At 61.9% G+C, this 25,071-nt stretch carries 21 protein-coding genes and 1 pseudogene; 7 read left to right on the plus strand and 15 right to left on the minus strand.

Annotated features, from left to right (window positions below):
* Nucleotides 1-72 precede the first annotated feature (72 nt).
* The gene (locus ACYZUC_RS04210) at nucleotides 73-1,383 is read right to left on the minus strand and encodes an MFS transporter (protein ID WP_008031098.1); all 1,311 of its coding nucleotides are present in this window, start codon (nucleotides 1,381-1,383) and stop codon (nucleotides 73-75) included.
* Nucleotides 1,384-1,544: 161 nt separating this feature from the next.
* Here ACYZUC_RS04210 and ACYZUC_RS04215 point away from each other — a divergent pair, with 161 nt between their 5' ends.
* The 4 genes from ACYZUC_RS04215 (at nucleotide 1,545) to ACYZUC_RS04230 (ending at nucleotide 7,170) form a co-directional block, all read left to right on the plus strand.
* The gene (locus ACYZUC_RS04215) at nucleotides 1,545-2,666 is read left to right on the plus strand and encodes a sugar diacid recognition domain-containing protein (protein WP_008036866.1); all 1,122 of its coding nucleotides are present in this window, start codon (nucleotides 1,545-1,547) and stop codon (nucleotides 2,664-2,666) included.
* A 241-nt stretch (nucleotides 2,667-2,907) separates the two neighbouring features.
* Nucleotides 2,908-4,050, plus strand: coding sequence for a glycerate kinase (locus ACYZUC_RS04220; protein ID WP_461993802.1), 1,143 nt, complete (start codon nucleotides 2,908-2,910; stop codon nucleotides 4,048-4,050).
* A 265-nt stretch (nucleotides 4,051-4,315) separates the two neighbouring features.
* Entirely contained in the window at nucleotides 4,316-5,941 is a 1,626-nt protein-coding gene (locus ACYZUC_RS04225; RefSeq protein WP_461993804.1) for a methyl-accepting chemotaxis protein, read from the plus strand.
* Between the two features lie 41 nt (nucleotides 5,942-5,982).
* Nucleotides 5,983-7,170, plus strand: coding sequence for a pyridoxal phosphate-dependent aminotransferase (locus ACYZUC_RS04230; protein ID WP_192416235.1), 1,188 nt, complete (start codon nucleotides 5,983-5,985; stop codon nucleotides 7,168-7,170).
* 112 nt (nucleotides 7,171-7,282) lie between these two features.
* Here ACYZUC_RS04230 and ACYZUC_RS04235 read toward each other — a convergent pair whose 3' ends face one another.
* The 10 genes from ACYZUC_RS04235 to ACYZUC_RS04280 form a co-directional block, all read right to left on the minus strand.
* Nucleotides 7,283-8,260, minus strand: coding sequence for an NAD(P)-dependent oxidoreductase (locus tag ACYZUC_RS04235; RefSeq protein WP_461996817.1), 978 nt, complete (start codon nucleotides 8,258-8,260; stop codon nucleotides 7,283-7,285).
* 21 nt (nucleotides 8,261-8,281) lie between these two features.
* Nucleotides 8,282-9,580: an MFS transporter gene (locus ACYZUC_RS04240; protein WP_461993806.1), complete on the minus strand. Its 1,299-nt coding sequence runs from the start codon at nucleotides 9,578-9,580 to the stop codon at nucleotides 8,282-8,284.
* 105 nt (nucleotides 9,581-9,685) lie between these two features.
* Nucleotides 9,686-10,663, minus strand: a complete 978-nt coding sequence (locus ACYZUC_RS04245) for a sugar kinase (protein WP_461993808.1) — start codon at nucleotides 10,661-10,663, stop codon at nucleotides 9,686-9,688.
* Complete coding sequence (locus ACYZUC_RS04250; RefSeq protein ID WP_461993810.1) at nucleotides 10,656-11,438, minus strand: sugar phosphate isomerase/epimerase family protein; 783 nt, start codon at nucleotides 11,436-11,438, stop codon at nucleotides 10,656-10,658. Before ACYZUC_RS04250 ends, ACYZUC_RS04245 begins: the two co-directional genes overlap by 8 nt.
* 160 nt (nucleotides 11,439-11,598) lie before the next feature.
* Nucleotides 11,599-12,624, minus strand: a complete 1,026-nt coding sequence (locus tag ACYZUC_RS04255; protein ID WP_461993811.1) for a LacI family DNA-binding transcriptional regulator — start codon at nucleotides 12,622-12,624, stop codon at nucleotides 11,599-11,601.
* Between the two features lie 138 nt (nucleotides 12,625-12,762).
* Complete coding sequence (locus ACYZUC_RS04260; protein ID WP_461993813.1) at nucleotides 12,763-13,371, minus strand: LysE family translocator; 609 nt, start codon at nucleotides 13,369-13,371, stop codon at nucleotides 12,763-12,765.
* A gap of 52 nt (nucleotides 13,372-13,423) precedes the next feature.
* Nucleotides 13,424-14,263, minus strand: coding sequence for an AraC family ligand binding domain-containing protein (locus ACYZUC_RS04265; RefSeq protein WP_461993815.1), 840 nt, complete (start codon nucleotides 14,261-14,263; stop codon nucleotides 13,424-13,426).
* A 76-nt stretch (nucleotides 14,264-14,339) separates the two neighbouring features.
* The gene (locus tag ACYZUC_RS04270; RefSeq protein WP_461993816.1) at nucleotides 14,340-14,981 is read right to left on the minus strand and encodes a DUF1345 domain-containing protein; all 642 of its coding nucleotides are present in this window, start codon (nucleotides 14,979-14,981) and stop codon (nucleotides 14,340-14,342) included.
* Between the two features lie 176 nt (nucleotides 14,982-15,157).
* Nucleotides 15,158-18,256: a multidrug efflux RND transporter permease subunit gene (locus tag ACYZUC_RS04275; protein WP_461993818.1), complete on the minus strand. Its 3,099-nt coding sequence runs from the start codon at nucleotides 18,254-18,256 to the stop codon at nucleotides 15,158-15,160.
* A gap of 15 nt (nucleotides 18,257-18,271) precedes the next feature.
* On the minus strand, nucleotides 18,272-19,429 hold the full coding sequence (locus ACYZUC_RS04280; protein ID WP_461993819.1) for an efflux RND transporter periplasmic adaptor subunit: 1,158 nt from the start codon (nucleotides 19,427-19,429) through the stop codon (nucleotides 18,272-18,274).
* A 295-nt stretch (nucleotides 19,430-19,724) separates the two neighbouring features.
* Between ACYZUC_RS04280 and ACYZUC_RS04285 the strand changes: the two genes are divergently transcribed.
* Nucleotides 19,725-20,426 (plus strand): response regulator, encoded by a 702-nt coding sequence (locus tag ACYZUC_RS04285; RefSeq protein WP_008031130.1) that lies wholly within the window; start codon nucleotides 19,725-19,727, stop codon nucleotides 20,424-20,426.
* Nucleotides 20,427-20,430: 4 nt separating this feature from the next.
* A complete protein-coding gene (locus tag ACYZUC_RS04290) occupies nucleotides 20,431-21,732 on the plus strand; it encodes an ATP-binding protein (protein WP_461993821.1) in 1,302 nt (433 codons plus the stop codon).
* A 104-nt stretch (nucleotides 21,733-21,836) separates the two neighbouring features.
* Here the strand turns inward: ACYZUC_RS04290 and ACYZUC_RS04295 are convergent, their stop codons facing one another.
* The 3 genes from ACYZUC_RS04295 to ACYZUC_RS04305 are packed head-to-tail and all read right to left on the minus strand — an operon-like array spanning nucleotide 21,837 to nucleotide 23,675.
* Nucleotides 21,837-22,604 (minus strand): anti-sigma factor family protein, encoded by a 768-nt coding sequence (locus ACYZUC_RS04295; RefSeq protein ID WP_461993823.1) that lies wholly within the window; start codon nucleotides 22,602-22,604, stop codon nucleotides 21,837-21,839.
* Nucleotides 22,601-23,098: an RNA polymerase sigma factor gene (locus tag ACYZUC_RS04300; RefSeq protein ID WP_461996818.1), complete on the minus strand. Its 498-nt coding sequence runs from the start codon at nucleotides 23,096-23,098 to the stop codon at nucleotides 22,601-22,603. Before ACYZUC_RS04300 ends, ACYZUC_RS04295 begins: the two co-directional genes overlap by 4 nt.
* A 46-nt stretch (nucleotides 23,099-23,144) precedes the next feature.
* Nucleotides 23,145-23,675: a tetratricopeptide repeat protein gene (locus ACYZUC_RS04305; protein ID WP_461993825.1), complete on the minus strand. Its 531-nt coding sequence runs from the start codon at nucleotides 23,673-23,675 to the stop codon at nucleotides 23,145-23,147.
* Nucleotides 23,676-23,859: 184 nt separating this feature from the next.
* Here ACYZUC_RS04305 and ACYZUC_RS04310 point away from each other — a divergent pair.
* Nucleotides 23,860-24,015 (plus strand): annotated as a pseudogene (locus ACYZUC_RS04310) (class I SAM-dependent methyltransferase); the annotation flags it as partial.
* A gap of 100 nt (nucleotides 24,016-24,115) precedes the next feature.
* On the opposite strand, the gene ACYZUC_RS04315 reads toward ACYZUC_RS04310, so the two are convergent.
* On the minus strand, nucleotides 24,116-25,069 hold the full coding sequence (locus ACYZUC_RS04315) for a D-2-hydroxyacid dehydrogenase family protein (protein ID WP_461993826.1): 954 nt from the start codon (nucleotides 25,067-25,069) through the stop codon (nucleotides 24,116-24,118).
* Nucleotides 25,070-25,071 lie beyond the last annotated feature (2 nt).

Genomic DNA, 25,071 nt, shown 5'->3' on the forward strand with positions numbered 1-25,071 from the left:
GAGCCCGGCTTGCCGGCGATGGCGTCCTTGAGATCGCTATCGCCGGCAAGCCGGGCTCCTACAGGGTGGGTGTCAGACGCGCAGGGTGCGGGTCATGCGCAACGCCAGCAGGCTGCCGCAGACAATCACGCCCGCCAGCAAGTACAACGCGGCATCGGTCGAGCCAGTAGTGTCCTTGACCCAACCGACCAGGTACGGGCTGAGGAAGCCGGCCATCTGGCCCATCGAGTTGATCAACGCCAGACCACCGGCAGCCGCGCCGGCGCTCAGCAGTGCGGTCGGCACCGGCCAGAACATCGGCAGGCCGGTGAGGGCGCCCATGGTGGCGATCGTCAGGCCAAGGATGGCGATGGCTGGCGTGGTGGCGAAGTTCACGGCGATCAGTAGGCCCACTGCGCCCATCAACATGGGTACCACCAAATGCCAGCGACGTTCTTTGCGCAAGTCCGCCGAGCGGCCGACCATCAACATGAACACGGCCGCCAGCAGGTACGGGATCGCACTCAGCCAGCCGATCACCAGGTTATCGTTGAAGCCCAGGTTCTTGATGATCGACGGCAGCCAGAAGTTGATCGCGTAGACCCCGCTCTGGATGCAGAAGTAAATCAAACCGAACGCCCAGATCGCCGGGTTCTTGAACACCGCCAGCAGCGAGTCGGTGGTGGTTTTCGGTTTGTTGGCCAGGTCTTCAGCGTGGTCGGCTTCCAGCACCGAGCGCTCGAACGGCGTGAGCCATTTGGCATTGGCGTAACTGTCGCTCAGCAGGAAGTAGGCGAGGGCGCCGAGGATCACGGTCGGGATGCCTTGCAGCAGGAACATCCACTGCCAGCCGGCCAGGCCACCCTGGCCCGCAGCGAAGTGATTGAGAATCCAGCCGGAAAACGGGCTGCCGAGCAGGCCGGACACCGGGATCGCCGACATGAACAGCGCCATGATGCGGCCACGGCGGAAGGTCGGGAACCACTGGGAGAGGTACAACACCACGCCCGGGAAGAACCCGGCTTCGGCCGCGCCGGTGAACAGGCGCAAGGTGTAGAACTCGGTCGGGGTGGTGACGAACAACAGGCAGGTCGACAGCGTGCCCCAGGTGATCATCATCAGCGCGATCCAGCGGCGCGGGCCGAATTTGGTCAGCGCCAGGTTGCTCGGTACGCCGCACAGCACGTAGCCGATAAAGAAGATCCCGGCGCCGAGGCCGTACACGGTTTCACTGAATTTCAGCGCGTCGAGCATCTGCAGCTTGGCAAATCCAACGTTCACCCGGTCGAGGTAGTTGAACAGGTAGCAGATGAAGATGAAGGGGATCAAACGCAGGGTAATGCGTTTGTAGACGGCGTTTTTTTCGTCAACGATGGCCTGGGTTGCGGCGGCGCTCTGTGACATGGCGGGCTCTCTCTTTATTATGATTTTTTGCGATGCAAAGGGTAACGTTGATCGCCCTGAGAGTCTCGACCACCCTCAGGGCTGCTGTCTTTGTGCCTGAGCACAGGGTTTGCAACCAAGCCCTGTGCGGGTGAACAACCGCGCTTTGAAGGACCACCACAATGTTCGAACTCGATCACGACCTGGCCCAGGACATCGTCGACCGGGCGATGGCCATCCTGCCTTACAACGTCAACGTCATGGACAGCCAGGGGTTGATTCTGGGCAGTGGTGAACCGGAGCGGGTCAACACCCGGCACGAAGGCGCGCAACTGGTGCTGGCCAACGGGCGGGTGGTGGAAATCGATGCGCAAACCGCTATCCACCTCAAGGGCGTACAACCGGGTATCAACCTGCCGCTGTTGCTCGATCAACGGCTGATTGGCGTGCTCGGCATCACCGGCGAACCCGAACAATTGCGCACCTACGCCGAACTGGTGCGCATGACCGCCGAGATGCTGGTGGGCCAGCGCAATCAGCAGGCCGAGCAGCAATGGCGGCGCCAGCGTTGCGATGATTTGCTGGCGTTGCTGCTCAGCGAGGCAGGGGATTCGCCGCGCTTGATCGATGAGGCGCAACAGCTTGGGCTCAAACCGCAATTGACGCGGGTGCCGTATTTGTTCGAGCTGGGAATGGAGCACGGTCCGGGGCAAACCGTCGACGCACTCAGCGCCTGGCTGACCTCGCGCTACCCGGACAGTTGGTGCGTGAGTTCGGCCAAGTCGTCGTTGCTGTGGTGCCGGCCGGCAAACCAGGCGATCGAGAACGACCGCTTGCTGGAAAAGCTCGACGGCCTCGGCTGGAATATCTTGCGCATCGCCGTGGGCGGGCAGGCCGATGGCTTGTCGGGCTTGCGCCGTTGCTATCGGCGGGTCGGCGACTTGCTGGCTTATGGGCGTGATGTACTGCCGCATTCTCGTCTGTTGACGCTAACCCGCTATCGATTGCCGGTGATGCTCTGGCGCCATCGCAACGATGATGCGCTGGACGAATTGCTCAAGCCCTTGCGCAAAGTCATCGCCAAGGACGGCAACGGCCAATTGCTGGCGACGTTGCGCAGTTGGTGCGATCACGACGGCCAGAGCCAGGCCTGCGCCGATGCGCTGGGCATTCACCGCAACAGCCTGCGTTACCGGATGGAGCGGATTGCCGAGCTCAGCGGCGTCGACCCGTTGCGCCTCGATGGCATGCTGGCGCTGTACCTCGGCGTGCAATTGCTCCCACAAACCGACGCAAATCCATGACGTTGTGAACACGTCCTTGTAGGAGCCGGCTTGCCGGCGATGGCGTCCTCGAAATCGCCATCGCCGGCAAGCCGGGCTCCTACAGGTTTTTCGGCGTACTTGAGATTGCTATCGCGAGCAGGCTTGCTCCCACAAGGTTTTGTGAAAATGAACAATAATCCTCCATGCCACTTGTGCAGCGGACCGGCGTTATTGTTCAGGCCGGCTGGCAGCATGGGGGCATTGGAACTGGAGAATTCGCATGAAAATCGTCATCGCCCCCGATTCGTTCAAGGACAGCCTCAGCGCACAAGGCGTGGCCGATGCCATTGCCCTTGGTCTGGTTGAAGTCTGGCCCGATGCGCAACTGGTCAAATGCCCGATGGCCGATGGTGGCGAAGGCACGGTCGAGTCGATTCTGGCCGCCTGCGAAGGTCAACTGCGTCGCACCCGCGTCAAAGGGCCGCTGGGCACAACGGTCGACGCCGCGTGGGGCTGGTTGCCCCAGAGCCTCACCGCCATCATCGAAATGGCCGAGGCCAGCGGCCTGCAACTCGTTCCGCCGGGGCAGCGCGATGCGTGCATCAGCAGCACCTTCGGCACCGGTGAGTTGATCCGCGCGGCACTCGACGCCGGGGCGCAACGGGTGATCCTGGCGATTGGCGGCAGCGCCACCAACGACGGCGGCGCGGGGGCGATGCAAGCGCTGGGCGTGAAACTGCTCGATGCACAAGGCCAAACCCTGGCGCCCGGTGGATTGGCACTGGCGCAACTGGCGCGGATCGATCTCAGTGACATCGATCCGCGCCTGACCGACGTACGCTTCGATATCGCCGCCGACGTCAACAATCCCCTGTGCGGTCCCCACGGCGCCTCTGCGATTTTCGGTCCGCAAAAAGGCGCAACGCCTGCGCAGGTCGAGCAACTGGATCGCGCCCTCGGGCACTTCGCCGGGCTTTGCGCCCAGGTCCTCGGCAATGACGTGCGTGACGAGCCGGGCAGCGGCGCGGCGGGTGGCCTGGGGTTCGCCGCCAAGGCCTTCCTGGGTGCGCAGTTCAAGGCCGGGGTTGAAGTGGTCGCGGAGTTGGTCGGCCTGGCCGATGCGGTCAAGGGCGCCGACCTGGTGATCACCGGCGAAGGCCGCTTCGATGCGCAAACCCTGCGCGGCAAGACACCGTTTGGTGTCGCACGCATCGCCGGGCAACACGGCGTGCCGGTCATCGTCATCGCCGGCACCTTGGGCGAGGGTTATCAAGCCCTGTACGAGCACGGCATCGACGCCGCGTTTGCCTTGGCGAGCGGGCCGATGACCCTGGAGCAGGCATGCGCCGAGGCGCCACGGTTGTTGCGTGAGCGTGCGAGCGACATCGCCCGAGTATGGCGTATCGCCAAACGCCAATCCTGAATTCTCCCCACACCTTGTAGGAGCCAGCAAGCTGGCTCCTACAGGGTTTGTGTGGTTCTTGAGTGTTTCACGGATGAAACACTCGTAATCCCTTGAAATATATTTCGCAAATCCCCGCAAAAATCCTCAACCCCAGCCGATACAGATATCAGGCGCACACAAACCTATTACAACAGTGGCGCCAGACTGAACGGTGCGCCTCAACGCCCGCCCGCCAGTGATCACGGCAAGGACGCTCGAAGCCTCTATCACCGAGTATCGTCCTATGTCCCTGCGTAATCTGAACATCGCGCCTCGAGCTTTCCTGGGTTTCGCCTTCATCGCCTTGCTGGTCATCGTACTGGGCGTGTTTGCCGTGAACCGAATGTCGATCATCCGCCAGTCCTCGATCGACATGGGCAGCACCCAGCTGCCCAGCGTCGGCTTCCTGGGTAATGTCACCGAAAATATCCTGCGCATGCGGATTCTGTCGTTCCGCATTCTGGTCAACCGCGAGCCGGCCAGTTTGCAGGAAGCTGAAACCCGTATCGGCGCGCTGACCGACAAGGCGCGCAAGGCCCAGGCCAGCTACGCCGCATTGCCGGCGGGTCCGGACGAAGCGGCGCTGTATAAGGTGTTCAGCGCGACCCTGGACAATTACATGCAAGCCCAGCGCGAAATGATGGACCTGTCGCGTCAGAATAAAATTGACGAGATGCGCACGCTGATCAACACGAAGATCAAGGACGGCACCGACCAGATGGGCGAACAGCTCAATCGACTGGTGACGTACAACACCGAGGGCGCCAAAGCGGCCGGGGTTCTCGCCGAAGACAACTACAACACCGCCGTGAACGGAATCATTGCGGTGTCAGTGGTGGCGGCGCTGATGACTGTGTTGCTGGCCTGGCTGCTGACCCGCAGCATTATCACGCCGTTGAATCGTGCGGTGCAGGCAGCGGAAACCATCGCCGGCGGCAACCTGACCAAAGCCATTGAAATCGACGGCAAGGATGAACCGGCCCGTTTGCTCGGCGCCTTGTCCACCATGCAGGCCAACTTGCGCAAAACCATCGAGCAGATCGCCGGTTCCGCCACGCAGTTGGGCGCCGCCGCCGAAGAGCTGAGCACGGTCACGCAAGAAGCGTCCCGTGGTCTGCAACAGCAAAACAATGAAATCGAACAAGCCGCCACCGCCGTCAACGAAATGACCGCCGCCGTGGAAGAAGTGGCGCGCAACGCCGTGTCGACTTCCGAAGCCTCGAACCAGTCGACCCAGGCTGCTCGTGAAGGGCGCGACCGCGTGGTGGAAACCGTCGATGCGATCCAGACCATGACCCACGACGTGCAGAACACCTCGCTGATGATCGAAGGCCTGGCCGCTCAGGGCCGGGACATCGGCAAGGTGCTGGACGTGATTCGCGCCATTGCCGAACAGACCAACCTGCTGGCACTGAACGCCGCGATTGAAGCGGCCCGTGCCGGTGAAGCCGGGCGTGGTTTTGCGGTGGTGGCGGACGAGGTGCGGGCGTTGGCGCATCGCACGGCGCAATCGACTCAGGAAATCGAGAAGATGGTCGCCGGCATCCAAAACGGTACGGGGGAGGCGGTGTCGTCGATGCAGCAAAGCAATCAGCGCACCCACAGCACCCTGGAAATGGCCCGAGCCGCCGGTGTCGCGCTGGAGCAGATCACCCAGTCGATCCATCTGATCAACGAACGCAACCTGGTAATCGCCAGCGCGTCCGAAGAGCAGGCGCAGGTGTCCCGCGAAGTTGACCGCAACCTGGTGAACATCCGTGACCTGGCGACCCAGTCTGCTGCAGGAGCCAATCAGACCAGCGCTGCCACCCACGAACTGTCGCGCCTGGCCGTTGATTTGAATGCGATGGTGGCGCGTTTCGTGATTTGAGATAGGGTTGAGACTAGGAACACGCGCGATTGGAGAAATACATGCGCTATTCAGCCTTGACCCAACGAATTGCCGGAGACGGCGCTGCGGCCTGGCAGATTCATTACCGAGCATTGGAATTACGAGAGCAGGGCGTCGATGTGTTGCTGTTGTCGGTGGGCGATCCGGACTTCGATACGCCGCGCCCCATCGTTCAGGCGTGCATCGACAGCCTGTTGGCCGGCGATACCCATTACGCAGAAGTGCGCGGCAGTCGCGGGCTTCGCGACAGCATCGTCAGCCGTCATCGGCGACGCAGTGGGCAGACGGTGGATGTCGATGAAGTGATTGTGATGCCCGGCGCGCAATGCGGGGTGTATTCGGTCGTGCAATGCCTGCTCGATCCGGGTGATGAAGTGATCGTCGCCGAACCGATGTACGTGACTTATGAAGGCGTGTTCGGCGCTTGCGGGGCGAAAGCGGTGCCGGTGGCGGTGCGTCCGGAGAACGGCTTTCGCGTTGATCCGGCGGATGTCGCGGCGCTGATCACGCCGAAAACCCGCGCGCTTTTGCTCAACAGTCCGAACAATCCTTCCGGTGCCAGTCTGTCGCTGAAGATCTGGCAGGAACTGGCATCGCTGTGTATTCGGCACAACCTGTGGCTGATCAGTGACGAGGTTTACAGCGATCTGTTGTATGAGGGCGAGCACATCAGCCCGGCCAGCCTGCCCGGCATGGCCGAGCGTACCGCGACGCTCAACAGCCTGTCGAAATCCCACGCCATGAGCGGCTGGCGGGTCGGTTGGGTGATCGGCCCCAAACCCTTGATTGACCATCTGGAACATCTGTCGTTGTGCATGCTGTTCGGCATTCCGGACTTTGTGCAGAAGGCGGCGCAGGTTGCGTTGGAGGGTGATCTGCCGGAAGTGGCGATGATGCGCGAGGAATACCGTCAGCGTCGCGACCTGGTGTGCGCAAGCCTCAATGCGTGCCCGGGGGTGCGTGCGGTACGGCCGGATGGCGGGATGTTTGTGATGGTCGATGTGCGCCAGACCGGGTTGTCTGCCCAGCACTTCGCCGAGCGGCTGCTGGAGGGCTATGGCGTTTCGGTGCTGGCCGGCGAAGCGTTCGGGCCGAGCGCGGCGGGGCACATCCGGATCGGGTTGGTGGTGGATCAACGGAAACTGGCGGATGCGTGTCGGCGGATTGCGTTGTGTGCGGCGGATCTTCTGGAGGCGCGCCGGGCCTGAGGGCCCCATCGCTGGCAAGCCAGCTCCTACAGGGGTGCGTTAATTACGAACATTGCGCAAACCTTGTAGGAGCCGGCTTGCCGGCGATGGCTATCTCCAAACGCCGGACGCCTCAATCCTTCCACGCCCGGGTATTCACCAGATTCTTCGGCCGCTCACCCGCCAACGCAGCCAACAGATTGTCCACCGCACACGTCGCCATCGCTTCGCGCGTCTCATGGGTCGCCGAGCCAATGTGCGGCGTCGCCACCACGTTGTTCAGTTGCAACAGCGGCGAGTCAGGGTTCAGCGGTTCGCGTTCGAACACATCCAGCCCCGCAGCGCGTATCTGCCCGGAGCGCAACGCTTCGATCAGCGCCGTTTCGTCCACCACTTTGCCCCGTGAAATATTGATGAAGATCGTCTCTGGACGCATCAGCGCAAACTGTTCAGCACCGATCAGCCCCTCGGTTTGCGCCGTCAGCGGCAATGTCAGGCAAACGAAATCGGCCTGCTGCAACAGCTCCGGCAGGCTGCGGTATTGCGCATTGAAGCGCTGTTCCACCGCCGGTTTCGGCGAGTGGCTGTGATAGATCACCGGCATGCCGAAACCGAAATGCCCGCGTTGGGCCAACGCTTCGCCGATTCGCCCCATGCCAATGATGCCCAGGGTTTTACCGTGCACATCGCTGCCGAAATGCACGGGACCGATGTTGCGGTTCCACTGGCCGGCGCGAACCATGTTCGCCAGTTCCACCACGCGCCGGGCAGACGCGAGGATCAGCGCAAAACCGGTGTCGGCGGTGGTTTCGGTGAGCACGTCCGGAGTATTGCTAAGCAGGATTCGCCGCTCGGTCAGGTAGTCGATGTCGTAGTTGTCGACGCCCACCGAAACGCTGGCGATGGCGCGTAGATTCGGCGCCAGGTCCAGCAGGCCCGCGTCCAGTTTCAGACTGGCACCGAGCAACCCGTGAGCGCGGGGCAGGGCCTCGCGCAGTTGCGCCAGGCCATCGGCGTCGAGGTTGTCGATCAGCGTCACCTCGGTCTGCTCATGCAGGCGAGCCATCAGCAACGGTGAGAGTTTCTTGTACAGCACGACCTGCTTTTTCATCGTATTCATCTCTGCATCAATTCAAGGATGGGCGGCGGTCGGGCGTGTTTGCGCAACCGCAGGACGTTCCCGGTCGCTGGCGCCGGGCTTGAGGAGAATTGTCAGCACCACCGAAAACATCAGCGCGCCGCTCATCAGCAGGTAGGACGCGCCCGGCGAACCGGTGGAGCTGTTCAGGTAACCGACCAGCCAGGAACCGCCAAACGAGCCGAGCGCGCCCATGCTGTTGATCAACGCCATGGCGCCACCGGCGACGTTGGCCGGGAGGATTTCCGGGATGATCGCGAAGAACGGTCCGTAAGGCGCGTACATGCAGGCCCCGGCAATCACCAGCAGGGTGTATGACCACCAGAAATGTTCGGCGCCCAGCGCGTACGATCCGTAGAACGCAATCGAGGCGATCAGCAGCGGTGGCCAGACAAAGCGTTTGCGCTTTTGCAGTTTGTCCGAGCCCCAGGACACCAGCAGCATCCCGATCACCGCCGCCAGATACGGCAGCGCCGACAGCCAGCCGGCTTCGACCATGTCCATTTGCGCGCCGGCCTTGAGGATCGACGGCAGCCACAGCACGAAGCCGTAGACGCCAATGCTCCAGCAGAAAAATTGCAGGGCCAGGATGATCACTTTCGGCGAGCGGAAGGCTTCGGCGTAGTTCTTCACTGCCTTGATGCCCACCTGTTCGGCGGCGAGGGCGCTTTCCAGATCGTGCTTTTCGGCGTCGCTGAGCCACTTGGCCTGGGCCGGACGATCATCCACCAGACGCCACCAGATAAACGCCCAGAGCACTGCCGGCAACCCTTCGATGATAAACATCCAGCGCCAGCTGTAATGCTGCACCAGATAGCCCGACACCACCGACATCCAGAGCATGGTCACCGGGTTGCCGAGGATCAGGAAGGTGTTGGCCCGGGAGCGTTCGGCACGGGTGAACCAGTGGCACAGGTAGATCAGCATCGCCGGCATCACCGCTGCTTCGACCACGCCGAGCATGAAGCGAATGACGATCAGCCAGTAGGCGTTGGAGACGATCCCTGTGAGCGTCGCCAGGCTGCCCCAGAGGATCAGACTGACGAAAATCAGCTTCTTCACACTGTGTTTTTGCGCGTAGATCGCGCCGGGCACCTGGAAGAAAAAGTAGCCGAGGAAGAACAGTGCGCCGAGCATCGACGACAGGCCGGGCGTGATCATCAGGTCTGCGGCCATCCCGGAGGCGGCGGCGAATCCGTAGTTGGCGCGGTCCAGGTACGCCAGGCTGTAGGTGATGAACACGATGGGCATGATGTACCACCAGCGGCGGGTGGCGAGCGTTGCGGTTTTCATGAGTGGTGCTCCTGAGCTTGTTGTTTTTGTCGCAGCAGGTAACGGGTTCAAGAATTTCATTGCCTGATCTGGCCTCTTCGCGGGCAAGCCTCGCTCCTACAGGATCTACGCAATCCCGTAGGAGCGAGGCTTGCCCGCGAAAGCGTCTTCGAATTCGACAGACATTTCGGAGCGGGTCGGCAACCCCTCCATATCCCCGCGACTCTGCACCGCACGGCTGCCAATCCAGTTGGCGCGTTTTACGGCGTCGGCAAAGCTGTAGTTTTCCAGCAGCGCGCTGATCATGCCGACGGCAAAACCGTCGCCGGCACCGACCGTGTCGACCACCGTTTCCACGGGCACGCCCGCCACGAAACCTTCATCCAGATGAGAGCGGTAATAAGCGCCGTGCGGGCCGAGCTTGATCGCCACGGCTTCGGCACCCTGGTCGAGGTAAAACGCGGCGATGTCAGCCGGGTCTTCATAGCCGGTCAGCAAACGACCTTCACTCAAACCCGGCAGCACCCAGTCGGCGAGGGCGGCGAGGCGGTTGATTTCGCTGATCATCTGTTGCGTGCTGGCCCACAGGCTCGGGCGCAGGTTCGGGTCGAAGGACACACTGCGCCCGGCTTCGCGCATGCGCGTCATCAGTTCGAAAGACATCTGCCGCGCCGTTTCCGACAGCGCTGGAGGAATGCCGGTGGCGTGCAAGTGCCGCGCCTTGAGCAGCTCGGGGATGATCGACTGCGGCGACAAATGACTCGCCGCCGAACCACGCCGGAAATACTCGACCATGGGATCGTCGCCATCGTCGGTGCGTGACTTGAGCTGAAACCCGGTCGGGTGTGCGGCATCGTGGGCAACGTTGCTGCAATCGATGCCTTCCTTTTGCAGCGTGTCGATCACGAACCGCCCCAGGGAATCGTCGCCGACCCGGCTCAGCCACGCTACGTTGAACCCCAGTCGCGACAAGCCGATGGCGACATTGCTGTCGGCCCCGGCAATGCGTTTGTGGAAGTGGTCGACGTTGGCGAGGTCGCCATTTTGATCGGCGACAAACATCGCCATGGTTTCGCCGAACGACAGGATATCGATCTCAGACATGAGCGCTCTCCAGGCGTGCTTGCCCCAAGTGGGCGAGGGCGGCGACATGCTCGGTGGTGAGCTGCACCAGGTCATCGGCTTGCAGTGGATATTCCGCGGCCCGCATCACGCCTTGGGCCATGTGCCGCAGCAGTTGTTCCCATGAATGCAGGTCGTTGGCGGCAGGCGGCACGGCGACCAGTTTGCCGTCGGCCCGGCGTGACACGGCTTTGCAGTGCACGTAGCCGACGTGGCGCCCGAGCAGGCGCGCGGCGCTGCTGGCGGACTGGTCCTGCCAGTGCCAGTTGCCGATGTCGAAGGTCATTTTGATCGGCAGATTGTGTTGCTCGACTGCGGCGAAAAAACGCTGGAACGGTTCGATGCGACCGCCGTGCAGGGTCTGATCGTTTTCCACCAGCAGTTGCACGGCGCTTTTGCTCAGGATCCGGGTGAGGGTTTGCAGGTCGCTGGTGTCGGTGAAGTAACCGAGGGACACCTTCAGCCATTTGGCGCCAAAGGCCTGGGCGCGTTGCAGGGCGGTGATCAGTTGCGGATTGGGTTTCGACTGGCCGGCCAGCCACAATTCCATCGGCGAGGAGTACACGCTTTCGAGACCTTGCGCCTGGGTGGCATCGGCCAGTTGGGCGGGGTCTTCGACGGTCAGCAGTTCTTCGCGCCATTCGATGTGGGTGGCGCCCGCAGCAGCGAGGATATCGATGAAATGGCCTTGGCCGCGCTGGCGGACGAGGTCGGCGCCGTAGCTGGAGAGGCTGATGGAAACGGGTGGTTTATGCATTGTCATGGACCTCTGAAACCGGTTTCATTTTTGTTCAAAAAAAAGATGAAATTTTGTGGTGGTCTTTCGGGCCTCATCGCGAGCAGGCTCACTCCCACAATGGTGCTATGTTCGCAAATCCAATGTGGGAGCTAGCCTGCTAGCGATGAGGCCTTCACATTCACCGAAGATTCCCTCTGGTCGACCCGCGCACAATCAACCGCGCCGAAAAATCCATCGTCCGCACCGGCCCGTCATCCCCGCGCAAGCGCTTGAGCAAGCATTCAAACGCACTTGCACCCATCTCGGTCGTCGGTTGAGCGAGGGCGGTGATACCGCTGCCCACCAGCGGGTACCAATCCAGATCATCGAGGGCGATCAAGCCGACATCCTCGAACAGCTTGCACTGCAAATCGCGCAACGCATGGGTCGCGGCCAGCGCCGCAATCCCGTTCGCGCAGAACAGCGCCTTCGGGCCGGGGCCGGGTGTATCGAGAAAGGTTTTGAGGTTTGCCGTGAGGTCACTGCCGGTTTCGATCATCGTTCCGCGCAGCGCCAAACGCCGGGCGATCTGCGCCTTGAAACTGCTGACCCGTTCGATCCGCGAACTGGTGCCGTCAAAGGGTTCGGTGACCAGCAACACATCGCGGTAACCGAGTTCTTCAAGGTGGGCGATGGCGATCTCGACCGCTGCCGGGTTGTCCAGCCCGACCATGTCACTTTCGAGGTGCTCGACCTTGCGGTCCACCAGCACCAGCGGCATTTCTCGATGCAGTTCCTGCAATTCGTCGCGGTGGTGGCCGAGGGTGTTCACGATCAGCCCTTCGATGTTGTACGAGCGCAGCAGGGCCAGGTGCTGGCATTCCTGCTCGTCATCGCGGTCGGTGTTGCACACCACCAGGCTGTAGCCGTGTTGACGGCAGGCGGTTTCCACCCCGTGCATCACGGCAATCGAATAAGGGTTGCGGATGTCGGCGACCAGCATGCCGATCAGGCGGGTTCGTCCACGTTTCAGGCCGCGAGCCATCTGGTTTGGGCGATAGCCCAGTTCGGCAATCGACTGTTCGATGCGCAACGCAATCGCATCGGACAGCAAGGCGCGATCCTCGCCGATGAACCGCGACACGCTGGCCTTGGAGACTTTGGCATGTTCGGCGACATCAAGCATGGTCACGCGGCTGCGCTGGGCGGCGGAGAAATCGTTCACGGTCTGAAACCTTCTTATTGGAGTTATAAGGTCCGTGCGTTTGAGATCGCACTGAAACCGGTTTCAGAAGACACCAAAAGCAAATACGCCGTCAAGCCCCGCATCGTCGATTGTCCGACAATGGCCGACGAATGGGATTCAGGCCCAAAGACTCAACCAGGCCGATCCCAACAGCAACAGGGCCATGCAGCGATTGAAGCGTTGCATTGAGCGAGGTGAGCGCAACCAGCGCGTGGAGCCCGCGCCGAGCAATGCCCAGACCCCAAGGCAGGGCAGGGAAATCAGAAAGAACGCCAGCGACAAAACCATCACATGGGACAGGCGCTGTTCGCCGCCCCCGGCAAATACACTGACAACCGCCAGCGCCATCATCCAGGTTTTCGGGTTGATCAGTTGCAGGCCGGCCGCGCCCAAAAGACCGAGTCGGGCGTCGGCATTTTGGTTGGTGACGGCCTCTGCCGGGGCGTTGAAAATCTGCCAGGCGAGGTAACTCAGCCAGGCGACGCCGATCCACTGCATGGCGGTTTGCACGAAGGGCCAAGCGGTCAACGACGCCCCGGCACCGCTGCCGACCAACAACACAATTGTCGCGGCGCTGGCACAGGCGCCGAAGATGATCGGCACGGCGGCCACCAAGCCGTATCGGGCACTGTTGCTCAACACCAGAATGTTGGTCGGGCCGGGCGTGATCGACGCCACGAACGCAAACAACAGGAAGGGCAGTAACGTCGGGAAAGTGGACAGCATCGCGGGCAAACTCCGGTGAAGATCTTTGAAGTCGATCTTCACAATCCCACGGTCAACTGTCTGGAAGATTTGAGCAGCGCTTGCGATACAGCGCGGGCGTCAGGCCGTAGGTCCGCACGAACCAGCGGCCCAGATGGCTCTGGTCGGCGAACCCCAACGTCATGGCCACCGTGGCCGGTTGTTCGCCTCGGGCCAGCATTCTGCGGGCCGTGGCCAGGCGCAATTGCACCAGATAGGCGTGAGGGGCGATGCCGTAAGCAGCCTTGAACGCGCGGGTCAGGCGAAAGCGATCGACGCCCGTTGCGGCGGCGAGTTGGTCGAGGCCGATGTCCTCGTGGGCATGGGCGTGCAGAAACTCACGGGCCTTTTGCGCCACCAACGGCAATTTCGGGTCTTCGCCATAACGGGCGCGCCAGTGCAGGTGAGTGGTGAGGCGTTCGAGCAAACCGTCGAGGGCAGTCTGGCGGACGATTTTCAGCTCGCCGTTGTGCAGCGCCTGAAACGCCAGGCTGGTGGCGTGGGCCAGGCGCGCGTCGGTGGCCAGGGTATTGGCGAAGCTCAGTTGACTGTTGTCCGGCGCGTTGTCGAACACGGCACTGAGCTCGCGCTTCAACCACTGCGGGTCGAGGTACAGCATGCGGTAGGTGAAACCGTCGACCGTCGGTGCTTCGCCATCATGGATGTCACCCGGTTCGAGCAAAAACACCTTTCCCGGCGTGCTCTGGTGCCTGGCCCGCCGACAGTTGAATTGCTGCACCCCTTGCTCGGTGACGCCTACCAGATAGCTGTCATGCCAGTGCGGATCGTAGGCGTGGCCCTCGAAATGCGCGCGCAGCGTCTCGATGCCGGTGTCGGCGTCCTGGGCCAGGTCGATCCAGTTGTGAGTGGTCATGCTGCACCTGTGAGACGGATTGCCGGCTTATTTAACGCCCGTGGCGAGGGCGATGCCTAGAACGTTTGTGCACGGCTCAGTTGAACAGGCCCGCAGCGATGTTGATCGAGAACCCGAGAATCGCGGTGTTGAACAGAAAACCGATCAGCGACTGCGCGAGCACAATCTTGCGCAAATCCCGAGTGGCCACGCCGACATCGGAGGTCTGCACGGCCGCGCTGATGGTGAACGAGAAATACAGGAAGTCCCAATAATTGGGGGTGGTCAGCCCTTCAGCGAAGCGCAAAGCCGGGTCTTTGCCGGCCCAGGTGTAGAACAGGCGGGCGTAGTGCACGCTGAAAATCACCCCGATCAACAACCATGAACCGATAACGGTCAGCGCGGTAAACCCGTAATGCAACAGTTTGCGGGTGGTTTCCAGGTCCTTGCTGCCGGCCAGCTCGAAGGTGATGGTTGCCAGGCTGGCGATGGCGGCGATGCACACCACGAACAGCACCAACCCGGCGTTCTCGTCTTCGACTTCGGCAATGCGTTTCACATCCGGCGCTTTGGCGCAGGCGGCGAGCCAGAGCATCAGCACCAGATACGACCAGACTCCGGCGTTCCAGCCGAAGAGGATTTTGCTGATGATCGAATCGGCCGGAGCCAGAATGCCCACCGCGACACCGAGGGTCGCAGCAGCGGACAGGCGAGGGTGGGTGCGGGCGAGGAAGGGCATATGAGCTCGATGGGCCGGGGTATGCAAACACCTTAGCCCAGCGAGCCCCGTCGGGCCCACACAATTCCCTGTAGGAGCGAGGCTTGCCCGCGAAGGCGGTGTGTCAGTCGAGTTAATTATTGACTGTTACAACGCCTTCGCGGGCAAGCCTCGCTCCTACAGGGGGATGTGTGCGGTCAGTTGGTTTTGTGGCGTTTGCGCACCAGTTTCATCACCACCACAAAAAACACCGGCACAAACACCACCGCCAGTGTCGCGGTGATCATCCCGCCAATCACCCCGGTGCCGATGGCTTGCTGGCTTGCCGAGCTCGCGCCAGTGGCAATCGCCAGCGGCACGACGCCGAGGATGAACGCCAGGGACGTCATGACGATTGGCCGCAGGCGCAGGCGCGCGGCTTGCAGGGTGGCGTCGATCAGGTCGTGGCCTTCGTCGTACAGGCTCTTGGCGAACTCGATGATCAGGATCGCGTTCTTCGCCGACAGGCCGATGATGGTGATCAGGCCGACCTTGAAGAACACGTCGTTGGGCATCCCGCGCAAGGTCACGGCCAACACGGCGCCGAGCACGCCGAGCGGCACCACCAGCAGCACCGAAGTCGGAATCGACCAGCTTTCATACAACGCCGCCAGGCACAGGAACACGATCAACAGCGACAACCCGAGCAGGATCGGCGCCTGGCTGCCGGACAACCGTTCCTGCAGCGATAACCCGGTCCATTCCTGGCCCAGGCCCGCAGGCCCTTGCGCGACCAGTCGCTCGATTTCCGCCATGGCTTCACCGGTGCTGTGGCCTGGCGTTGGCTCACCGGAAATACTGATCGCCGGATAGCCGTTATAACGGGTCAATTGGGCCGGGCCCTGAGTCCATTTGGCCTGGACGAAGGCGGACAGCGGCACCATTTTCCCGCTGCTGTTGCGCACGTGGATCTTCAGCAGATCGGCGACCTGACTGCGTTGATCGCCTTCAGCCTGGACCACCACCCGCTGCATCCGCCCCTGATTGGGGAAGTCGTTGATGTAAGCCGAACCGACAGCGGTGGACAGCACGCTGCCGATGTCGGCAAACGAAACCCCCAGCGCATTCGCCTGTTTACGGTCGACGATCAGTTGCACCTGCGGCGCTTCGGCCAGCGCGCTTTCGCGCACGTTCATCAGGATCGGACTTTTCTCGGCGGCTGCCAGCAACGCGGTACGTGCCTGCATCAGCGTGGCATGGCCGAGGCCGCCACGGTCCTGCAAGCGGAACTCGAAACCGCTGGAGGTGCCCAGGCCGTCCACCGGCGGCGGCAGGACCGAGAACGCCATGGCGTCCTTGATCTGGCTCAGCGCGATGTTGGCGCGGTCGGCAATCGAACTCGCCGAGTCGTCGCTGCCGCGATCCGACCAGTCTTTCAACGTGGTAAACGCCAACGCCGCGTTCTGCCCGCTGCCGGAGAAGCTGAAACCAAGAATCACCGTGCTGTCGCCGACGCCCGGTTCGGTGGCGTTGTGCGCTTCGATCTGCTCGACCACTTGCACCGTGCGATTTTTGCTCGCGCCGGGTGGCAGTTGAATGTCAGTGATGGTGTAACCCTGATCCTCGACCGGCAGAAACGAAGAGGGCAGACGACTGAAGCACAGCCCCAGACCGATCAGCAGCACGCCGTAGATCAGCAGGTAACGACCGCTGCGCTTCAGCGCATAAGCGACCCAGCCCTGATAGCGCTCGGTCAGTTGCTCGAAGCGTCGGTTGAACCAGCCGAAGAAACCGCCCTTGGCGTGATGCTCACCCTTGGCAATCGGCTTGAGCAGCGTTGCGCAGAGCGCCGGGGTCAAGGTCAGGGCGAGGAACGCTGAAAACAGAATCGAGGTGGCCATCGACAGCGAGAACTGCCGGTAAATCACCCCGACCGAACCCTGCATGAACGCCATCGGAATAAACACGGCCACCAGCACCAGAGTGATGCCGATGATCGCCCCGGTGATCTGCTTCATCGCTTTGCGCGTCGCCTCTTTGGGCGACAGGCCTTCGGTGACCATGATCCGTTCGACGTTTTCCACCACCACGATGGCGTCGTCCACCAGAATGCCGATGGCCAGCACCATGCCGAACATGGTCAGCACGTTGATCGAGAACCCCAGCGCAAGCATGGTCGCAAAAGTGCCCATCAGCGCCACCGGCACCACCAACGTCGGAATCAGCGTGTAGCGGATGTTTTGCAGGAACAGGAACATCACCGCGAACACCAGCACCATCGCTTCGATCAGGGTGTAAACCACTTTGGTGATCGAGACTTTGACGAAGGGCGAGGTGTCGTAGGGAATCTTGTATTCCACATTGGCCGGGAAGTAGCGCGCCAGTTCATCCATCTTCGCCCGCACCAGTGTCGCGGTGCTGAGGGCGTTGGCGCCGGGGGACAATTGCACGCCGACGGCGGTGGACGGCTTGCCGTTCAGGCGCGTGCCGAACTGATATTCCTGACTGCCAATCTCGACCCGCGCCACATCACCGATGCGCACGGTGGAACCGTCCGGATTGGCCTTGAGCACGATGTCGGCAAACTCTTCCGGGGTCGACAGCTGGCCTTTGACCAGAACGGTTGCGGTGATTTCCTGGGTGGTGCGGGTCGGAAGGTCGCCGATGCTGCCGGCCGAAACCTGGGCGTTCTGCGCAACGATGGCCGCGTTGACGTCGGCCGGCGTCAGGTTGAAACCGATCAGTTTCTGCGGGTCGATCCAGATCCGCATCGCCCGCTCGGCGCCATACAGCTGGGCCTTGCCGACACCGTCCAGACGCTTGATCTCGTTCATCACGTTGCGCGCCAGGTAATCGCTGAGCGCTACGTCGTCGAGTTTGCCGTCATTGGAGGTCAGGGTGATCAGCAGCAGGAAACCGGCAGAGACTTTCTCCACCTGCAAACCTTGCTGGTTGACCGCTTGCGGCAGGCGCGACTCGATGACTTTCAGGCGGTTTTGCACATCCACCTGGGCCATCTCCGGGTTGGTGCCCGGCTGGAAAGTCGCCTTGATCGTGGCGCTGCCGAGGCTGCTTTGCGATTCGAAATACAACAGATGATCGGCGCCGTTGAGCTCTTCCTCGATCAGGCTGACCACGCTTTCGTCCACGGTTTGCGCCGAGGCGCCCGGGTACACGGCATAGATTTCGACCTGCGGTGGCGCGACATCGGGGTACTGCGCCACCGGCAATTGCGGAATGGACAGGGCACCGGCCAGCAGGATGAACAGGGCAACCACCCAGGCGAACACCGGGCGGTCGATAAAGAACTGCGGCATAGAAAAGCGTCCTGCTTACTGACCAGAAACCTGGGCAAGTGGAAGAGGGGAGTCGTCGATCTGCACTTTCTCGCCGGGCTTGGCGTGTTGCAGGCCTTCGATGACGATGCGGTCGCCGGACTTGAGGCCTGCAGTGACGATCCAGCGATCGTTTTGCACGGCGCCCAGTTCTATCGTTTGCTGGCCGACACGCAGGTCCGCATCGAGCACCAGCACCTGCGCAACACCCGCGCTGTCGCGTTGAATGGCGCGTTGCGGCACGCTGATGCCTTGCTGGTTCACCGCTTGTTCCAGGCGCACCCGCACGAAGCTGCCCGGCAGCAAGTCGAGGTCCGGGTTGGGAAACTCGCTGCGCAGGATGATCTGGCCGGTGCCCGGGTCGACGGTGATGTCGGTGAACAACAGTTTGCCCGGCAGCGGGTAGAGGCTGCCGTCATCCTGAATCAGCGTGGCTTTGGCCTGACCCTGACCCACTTCCTGCAACTGGCCGGAACGGAAGGCGCGACGCAGGTCGTTGAGTTCGCGGGTCGACTGGGTGAGGTCGGCATGAATCGGGTTCAACTGCTGGATCAATGCCAGCGGCGTGGTTTCGTTCTGCCCGACCAACGCGCCTTCGGTGACCAATGCACGGCCGATGCGCCCGGAAATCGGTGCGGTGACGGTGGCGTACCCGAGATTCAATTTCGCTCGATCCACGGCGGCTTTATTGGCCGCGACTTCAGCGGCGGTTTGCCGTACGGCGGCCCGGGCGTTGTCGTAATCCTGGCCGCTGATGGCATTGCCTTCGATCAGCTGGGCGTAGCGCTGTTCTTGCAGCCTGGCCTGGAAGGCGTTGGCCTCGGCCTTGCGCAGCGAGGCTTCGGCGCTGTCCAGGTCGGCCTTGAACGGTGCCGGGTCGATGCGGAACAGCACGTCGCCTTTTTTCACGTCGCTGCCTTCGTGGAAGGCACGTTGCAACACCACGCCGGCGACACGGGCGCGCACTTCGGCAATACGTGGCGCGGCAATCCTCCCGCTCAATTCACTGGTGATCGACAGGGGCCGGGGTTTGATGGTCTCGATGCGCACGGTGGCCAACGGCGCCTGCTCTTCAGCGTTCGTGGATTTGTCACACGCGCTCAGCGTCAACGCCAGGGCAAGCAGGCTGAGCTTGGCAAGCAGGTTCTTTGACATGTAAATACCCCAATAATGAACTCCCGCATCCTACGGGGAGGCGACGAGGGTAGCGGTGAAGCTTTGTTGGTGCTGTGTGAAATTGTGTAAGGGTTTTACTCAGGTGTGGGTGAGGGCGTATATCCTTCACCCCTTGAAATTTATTGCGCCTGGCAAACCGCTTTCGCGAGCAGGCTCGCTCCCACAGGGTTTAGGTGGTGTTCACAAAACTTGTGTCCACATGAGATCCCTTGTGGGAGCGAGCCTGCTCGCGAAGGCGTCATAACAGACGCCACTGCACTTTCTGGAAACACCCATGCCCAACATCCTCCTGGTCGAAGACGACACCGCGCTCTCCGAGTTGATTTCCAGCTACCTGGAACGCAACGGCTACTCCGTCAGCGTGATCAGCCGCGGTGACCACGTGCGCGAGCGCGCGCGGGTCAATCCGCCGGACCTGGTGATCCTCGACCTGATGTTGCCGGGGCTCGACGGCCTGCAAGTCTGTCGCTTGTTGCGCGCGGATTCGGCCACGCTGCCGATCCTGATGCTCACCGCCCGCGACGACAGCCACGATCAGGTGCTGGGGCTGGAAATGGGCGCCGATGACTACGTCACCAAACCCTGCGAACCCCGCGTGTTGCTGGCCCGCGTACGTACGCTGTTGCGCCGCAGCAGCCTCAGCGAACCGCAGACTGCCAACGACCGCATCCTCATGGGCAATTTGTGCATCGACCTGTCCGAGCGCACCGTGACCTGGCGCGAGCAACTGGTCGAGCTGTCCAGCGGCGAATACAACTTGCTGGTGGTGCTGGCCCGGCATGCCGGCGAAGTGTTGAGCCGCGACCAGATTCTGCAACGCCTGCGCGGCATCGAATTCAACGGCACCGACCGCTCGGTGGACGTGGCGATTTCCAAGCTGCGGCGCAAATTCGACGACCACGCCGGCGAGGCGCGCAAGATCAAGACTGTTTGGGGCAAGGGTTACCTGTTCAGCCGCTCCGAGTGGGAATGCTGAGGCGATGTTCAGAATCCTCTTTCGCCTGTACCTGGTGACGATCATTTCGTACAGCGCGGCGATCTATCTGGTGCCGGACGTGGTGATCAAGGTCTTCCAGGAGCGCTTTGTCACCTACAACCTCGATTACTCGCGCGGGTTGCAGTCGCTGATCGTCAAGCAGTTTCACGCCGTGCCCGAAGCGCAGTGGCCGGCATTGGCGGCCGAGATGGACAAGGAATTCAACCCGCTGCACATCGTCCTGAGCCGCAATGACGATGACGGCCTGACCCTGTCGGAACAGAAACGTTTGCAGCGTGGCGAGAACGTCGTGCGCATCGGCGACTGGGGCTGGCGCACGCTGGCGGTGGCACCGTTGAACTCGCAAACCGTCGTGCAAATGGTCGTGCCGCCGGACCCGCTGGACGTGAATTTGCTGTACTGGAGCATCAACGTGCTGATCGGCGCGACCATGCTCGCGTGCCTGTTGCTGTGGCTGCGCCCACACTGGCGCGACCTGGAGCGGCTCAAAGGCACGGCTGAACGCTTCGGCAAGGGGCATTTGAGCGAGCGCACACAGATCCCCACCCACTCCAACATCGGCAGCCTGGCCAACGTTTTCGACACCATGGCCGGCGATATCGAAAACCTGCTGAACCAGCAGCGGGATTTGCTCAACGCCGTTTCTCACGAACTGCGCACACCGCTGACCCGCCTGGATTTTGGCCTCGCGCTGGCACTGTCCGACGATTTGCCGGCTGCCAGTCGGGAGCGCCTGCAAGGACTGGTCGCGCACATTCGTGAACTGGATGAGTTGGTGCTGGAGCTGCTGTCTTATAGCCGCCTGCAAAACCCGGCCCGGTTACCGGAACAGGTAGAAGTGTCGCTGGATGAGTTCATCGACAGCATTCTGGGCAGTGTCGACGAGGAGCTCGAATCCCCTGAAATCGTGATCGACGTGCTGCTTCACGGTCAGCTCGATCGCTTCACACTCGACCCCCGGCTGACTGCACGGGCGATTCAGAACCTGCTGCGCAACGCGATGCGCTACTGCGAGAAGCGTATTCAGATCGGGGTTCAGGTCTGTGCCAAGGGCTGTGAAATCTGGGTCGATGACGATGGAATCGGCATTCCAGATGACGAGCGCGAGCGGATTTTCGAGCCGTTTTATCGACTGGATCGCAGTCGCGATCGGGCGACGGGCGGCTTTGGTCTGGGATTGGCGATCAGCCGCCGGGCGCTGGAGGCACAGGGCGGCACGCTCACCGTCGAACCGTCTCCGCTGGGCGGCGCACGGTTCCGTCTATGGCTGCCAACCCCGACCTGATGACCGCCGCAAAACCTGTGTAGGAGCCGGCTTGCCGGCGATGGCGTTCTTGAATTCAACGCAATGTCTGATGGCCCCATCGCCAGCAAGCCGACTCCTACAGGTCACGCGCTGAGCCGGCTTTTAACCAACTTCGCCATTTCCTCCAGCTCCGACGCCGGGTTGTGCCCGATCAGCATCCACGCATGTTCCATGTCCGCCCAATACACCACGTTCATTCCGTGCCTACGCTCGTGGGCGAAGTGCCGACTGCCGCTGTTTGAGCGGGTGACGCACAACGCCATGGGGCCGTGCGAGGGGTCCAGATACGTAATCTGGGCGATGGGCATGCCGTCGTATTCGAGGATTTGTGCGCGTTTGAGCTCTACGCGTGGCAGGCTCAGTTGCCCCGGCAAAAGGCGCAGCCCCAGGCGTGCGTCGATGGTGCTCAGTTGCGCGCGCTGAGTGGCTTCGTCGCTGGGCAAGTGTTCCAGGGTTTGCGGCACGTAGAGCGACATGTAGTCCGCCACCAGCCCTCGCCAGCTGGATTTGTGCTGGCTCGCCTGCCAGCCAAGGAACAACCGGTCCGCGAGCACGCCGCTCACCACCAGGCCGGCCGCCGCCGCGAGGAACCTGCGCCGATTTATCGCGGGCCGGGCAGGCGAGGGCAAGGTGTCGAGCATCGCTTGCAGGCGGTCCACGGGCGCCTGTTGCGCCAGTTCGTTGTAGGCGGCCCTGAATGGCAGGTTGCTGCGGGCCAGCCATTGAAGGCGCAGGTTGAGCATCGAGTCTTCGGCGATGACTGCGTCGATGCGGGAGCGCTGATCGCTATCGAGTTGGTCGTCGAGGTAGGCCACCAGTTGCTCGTCCGTAGGCATCGTGTGATCGTTCATCGACGTTCTCCAGTGGAAGGGTTCGACACCGCGTGCAAGGGCGGGTACTCGGCCAGTTTCGCCCGCGCCGCGGCCAGGCGGCTCATGACTGTGCCGATGGGCACGTCCAGGACTTCGGCGACTTCGCGATAGGACAGGCCCTCCACGTAGGCCAGAAATACCGTTTCGCGTTGTGCTTCAGGTAGCGCATCGACGCGCCGAATCACCTGCGTGGCGAGCACGTGAGTTTGCGCGGCGTGTTCACCGTCGAACGACAAGGCATTGTCGGCATCCACCAGCCCCTGGCCCTGACGCACCCGGCGCGAGCGCACTTCGTTGAGCCAGATCGAATGCAGAATGCTCAGCAGCCAGCGGTCCATGCGGCTACCGGGGACAAATTGCCCGGCACGCTCCAGCGCCCGCACGCAGGTGGCCTGCACCAGGTCTTCAGCGACATGCCGCTGCCGGGACAGCAGCAGGCCATAGCGCCATAAACGCGCCAGATGCTGGCCCAGCTCTGCCCGTATTGCCTGATCGCTGGCGATGGCGACCTCCGTCCTGTCAGGTTTTCGATGAATCGTTAATGGCTTCAGCCAGGTCCTGGTACTCCTCGCAGGTGCTGCCGCAGATCGATTTTATCTGCTGCAACTGCTCCTGGGCGAGATCCAGCCGTCCCTTGATCACATAAGCCTCGCCGAGGTACTCGCGGACTTGCGCGTACTGCGGATCGAGTTTGACCGATTGCAGGTAGTAACCGATGCCCTCGTCGGTGCGCCCCAGTTTACGCGTAGCGTAGCCGCGATAGTTGAGCGCCTTGGCGGTGTCGGGCTCTTTCAGCGTGTCGAGCAGTGCCAGGGCTTCCTCGTAGCGTCCGTCCTTTGCCAACCGATAGGCGTAAACGGTGCGGTCGGCATCGGATACCTCGCCGCTGGTCTGCTTCACGCATTTCTGCGACCTGGTGTCTAAGACCTGGCCTTTCGGGCAGTTGGGCCTGGCCGGTGCGTCATCTTCACCATGGGCCAATGCAAGGGTAGCGGACAACGCAAAGGCGAGCAGTAGCTGAACGGTAAAAACAGCAAGACGGGTATTCATGGATGATCTCCACTGGTTTATTCGTTTCAGTTCAACCACGCCCCGGCAACATGCAACGCAAGGTGTTATCGCGCAGGCCGAAATGATGAGTCTTCGCTGCCATGAACACCGCAGGGTGAACAATTATTCATTTCTTTATGGCGGTCTTTTCAAGGAACGCGCAAATGGAGGCGCTATGCTCGTCAGCGATCGTTTTGTGGCGGCCTTATCGGCGGTGGAACGGGCGAAGGTGGATGAGCAGATACGCGCGCTGATCGCTACCGAGCCCGAACTGCCGGGTAAAGACGTGGTGACGGTGCCTTATGTGACGGCGGCGTTTGTCGCGGGGAAGGCCAGTTAGATCTGTAGTGCGGCCATCGCGAGCGGGCTCGCTCCCACAGGGGAATGGGATCAACTGTGGGAGCGAGACCGGCTTGCCGGCGATGAACGATGACTCGGTATCAGCTAAGCAACCGGATCGGCTCTGCGGCTGACCAGGCCTGAATGTCTTCGATCATCTGCGAAAAGAACTGATGGTAATTCTGCTGGCTGACGTACCCGACATGCGGCGTCGCCAGCACATTCTCCAGCGTCCTGAACGGGTGATGAGCCGGCAAGGGTTCCTGCTCGAACACGTCCAGCGCCGCACCGGCCAGCCGACGTTTTTGCAACGCCTTGATCAGCGCCGCCTCATCGACAATCGGCCCGCGAGCCGTGTTGACCAGCAGCGCGGTGGGTTTCATCCAGTCCAGCGCCTGTGCATCGACCAAGCCGCGGCTGCGGTCGCTGAGCACCAGATGCACCGACAACACGTCGGCCTGTTCGAACAACTCTTGCTTGCTGACGTAGGTCACACCGACTTCGGCGGCGCGTTCGGCCGTGAGGTTTTCGCTCCAGGCGATTACCCGCATGCCGAACACCTGGCCAAACTGGGCGACTCGCTGGCCAATACTGCCCAAACCGAGAATCGCCAGGGTCTTGCCGTGCAGGTCGCCACCCAGCCCTTGTTGCCATTTACCTGCACGCAGGGCGTTGGCTTCCACGACCAGGTTGCGGGTGGCGGCCATGATCAGCGCCCAGGTCAGTTCCGGCGCGGCGTGTTTGTAACTGTCGGTGCCGCTGACCTGAATGCCAAGCGCGGCAGCGGCTTTCAGGTCGAGGGCAGCATTGCGCATGCCGCCGGTGACCAGCAGTTTGAGGGTCGGTAGTCGACGCAGCAGGTCTTCATCGAATCGGGTGCGCTCGCGCATTACGCAGATCACTTCAAACCCGGCCAGTCGTGCTGCCAGCGTTTCGTTATCCGCCGGGTAGTCATGGATGAAACTCACCTGGCCGATGGCGTCCAGCGCCGACCAGTCCACTACCTGCCGCGCCACATCCTGCCAGTCATCGAGTACCGCAATCTGCACAGCCATCC

This window comes from Pseudomonas sp. GT1P32, assembly GCF_054897805.1.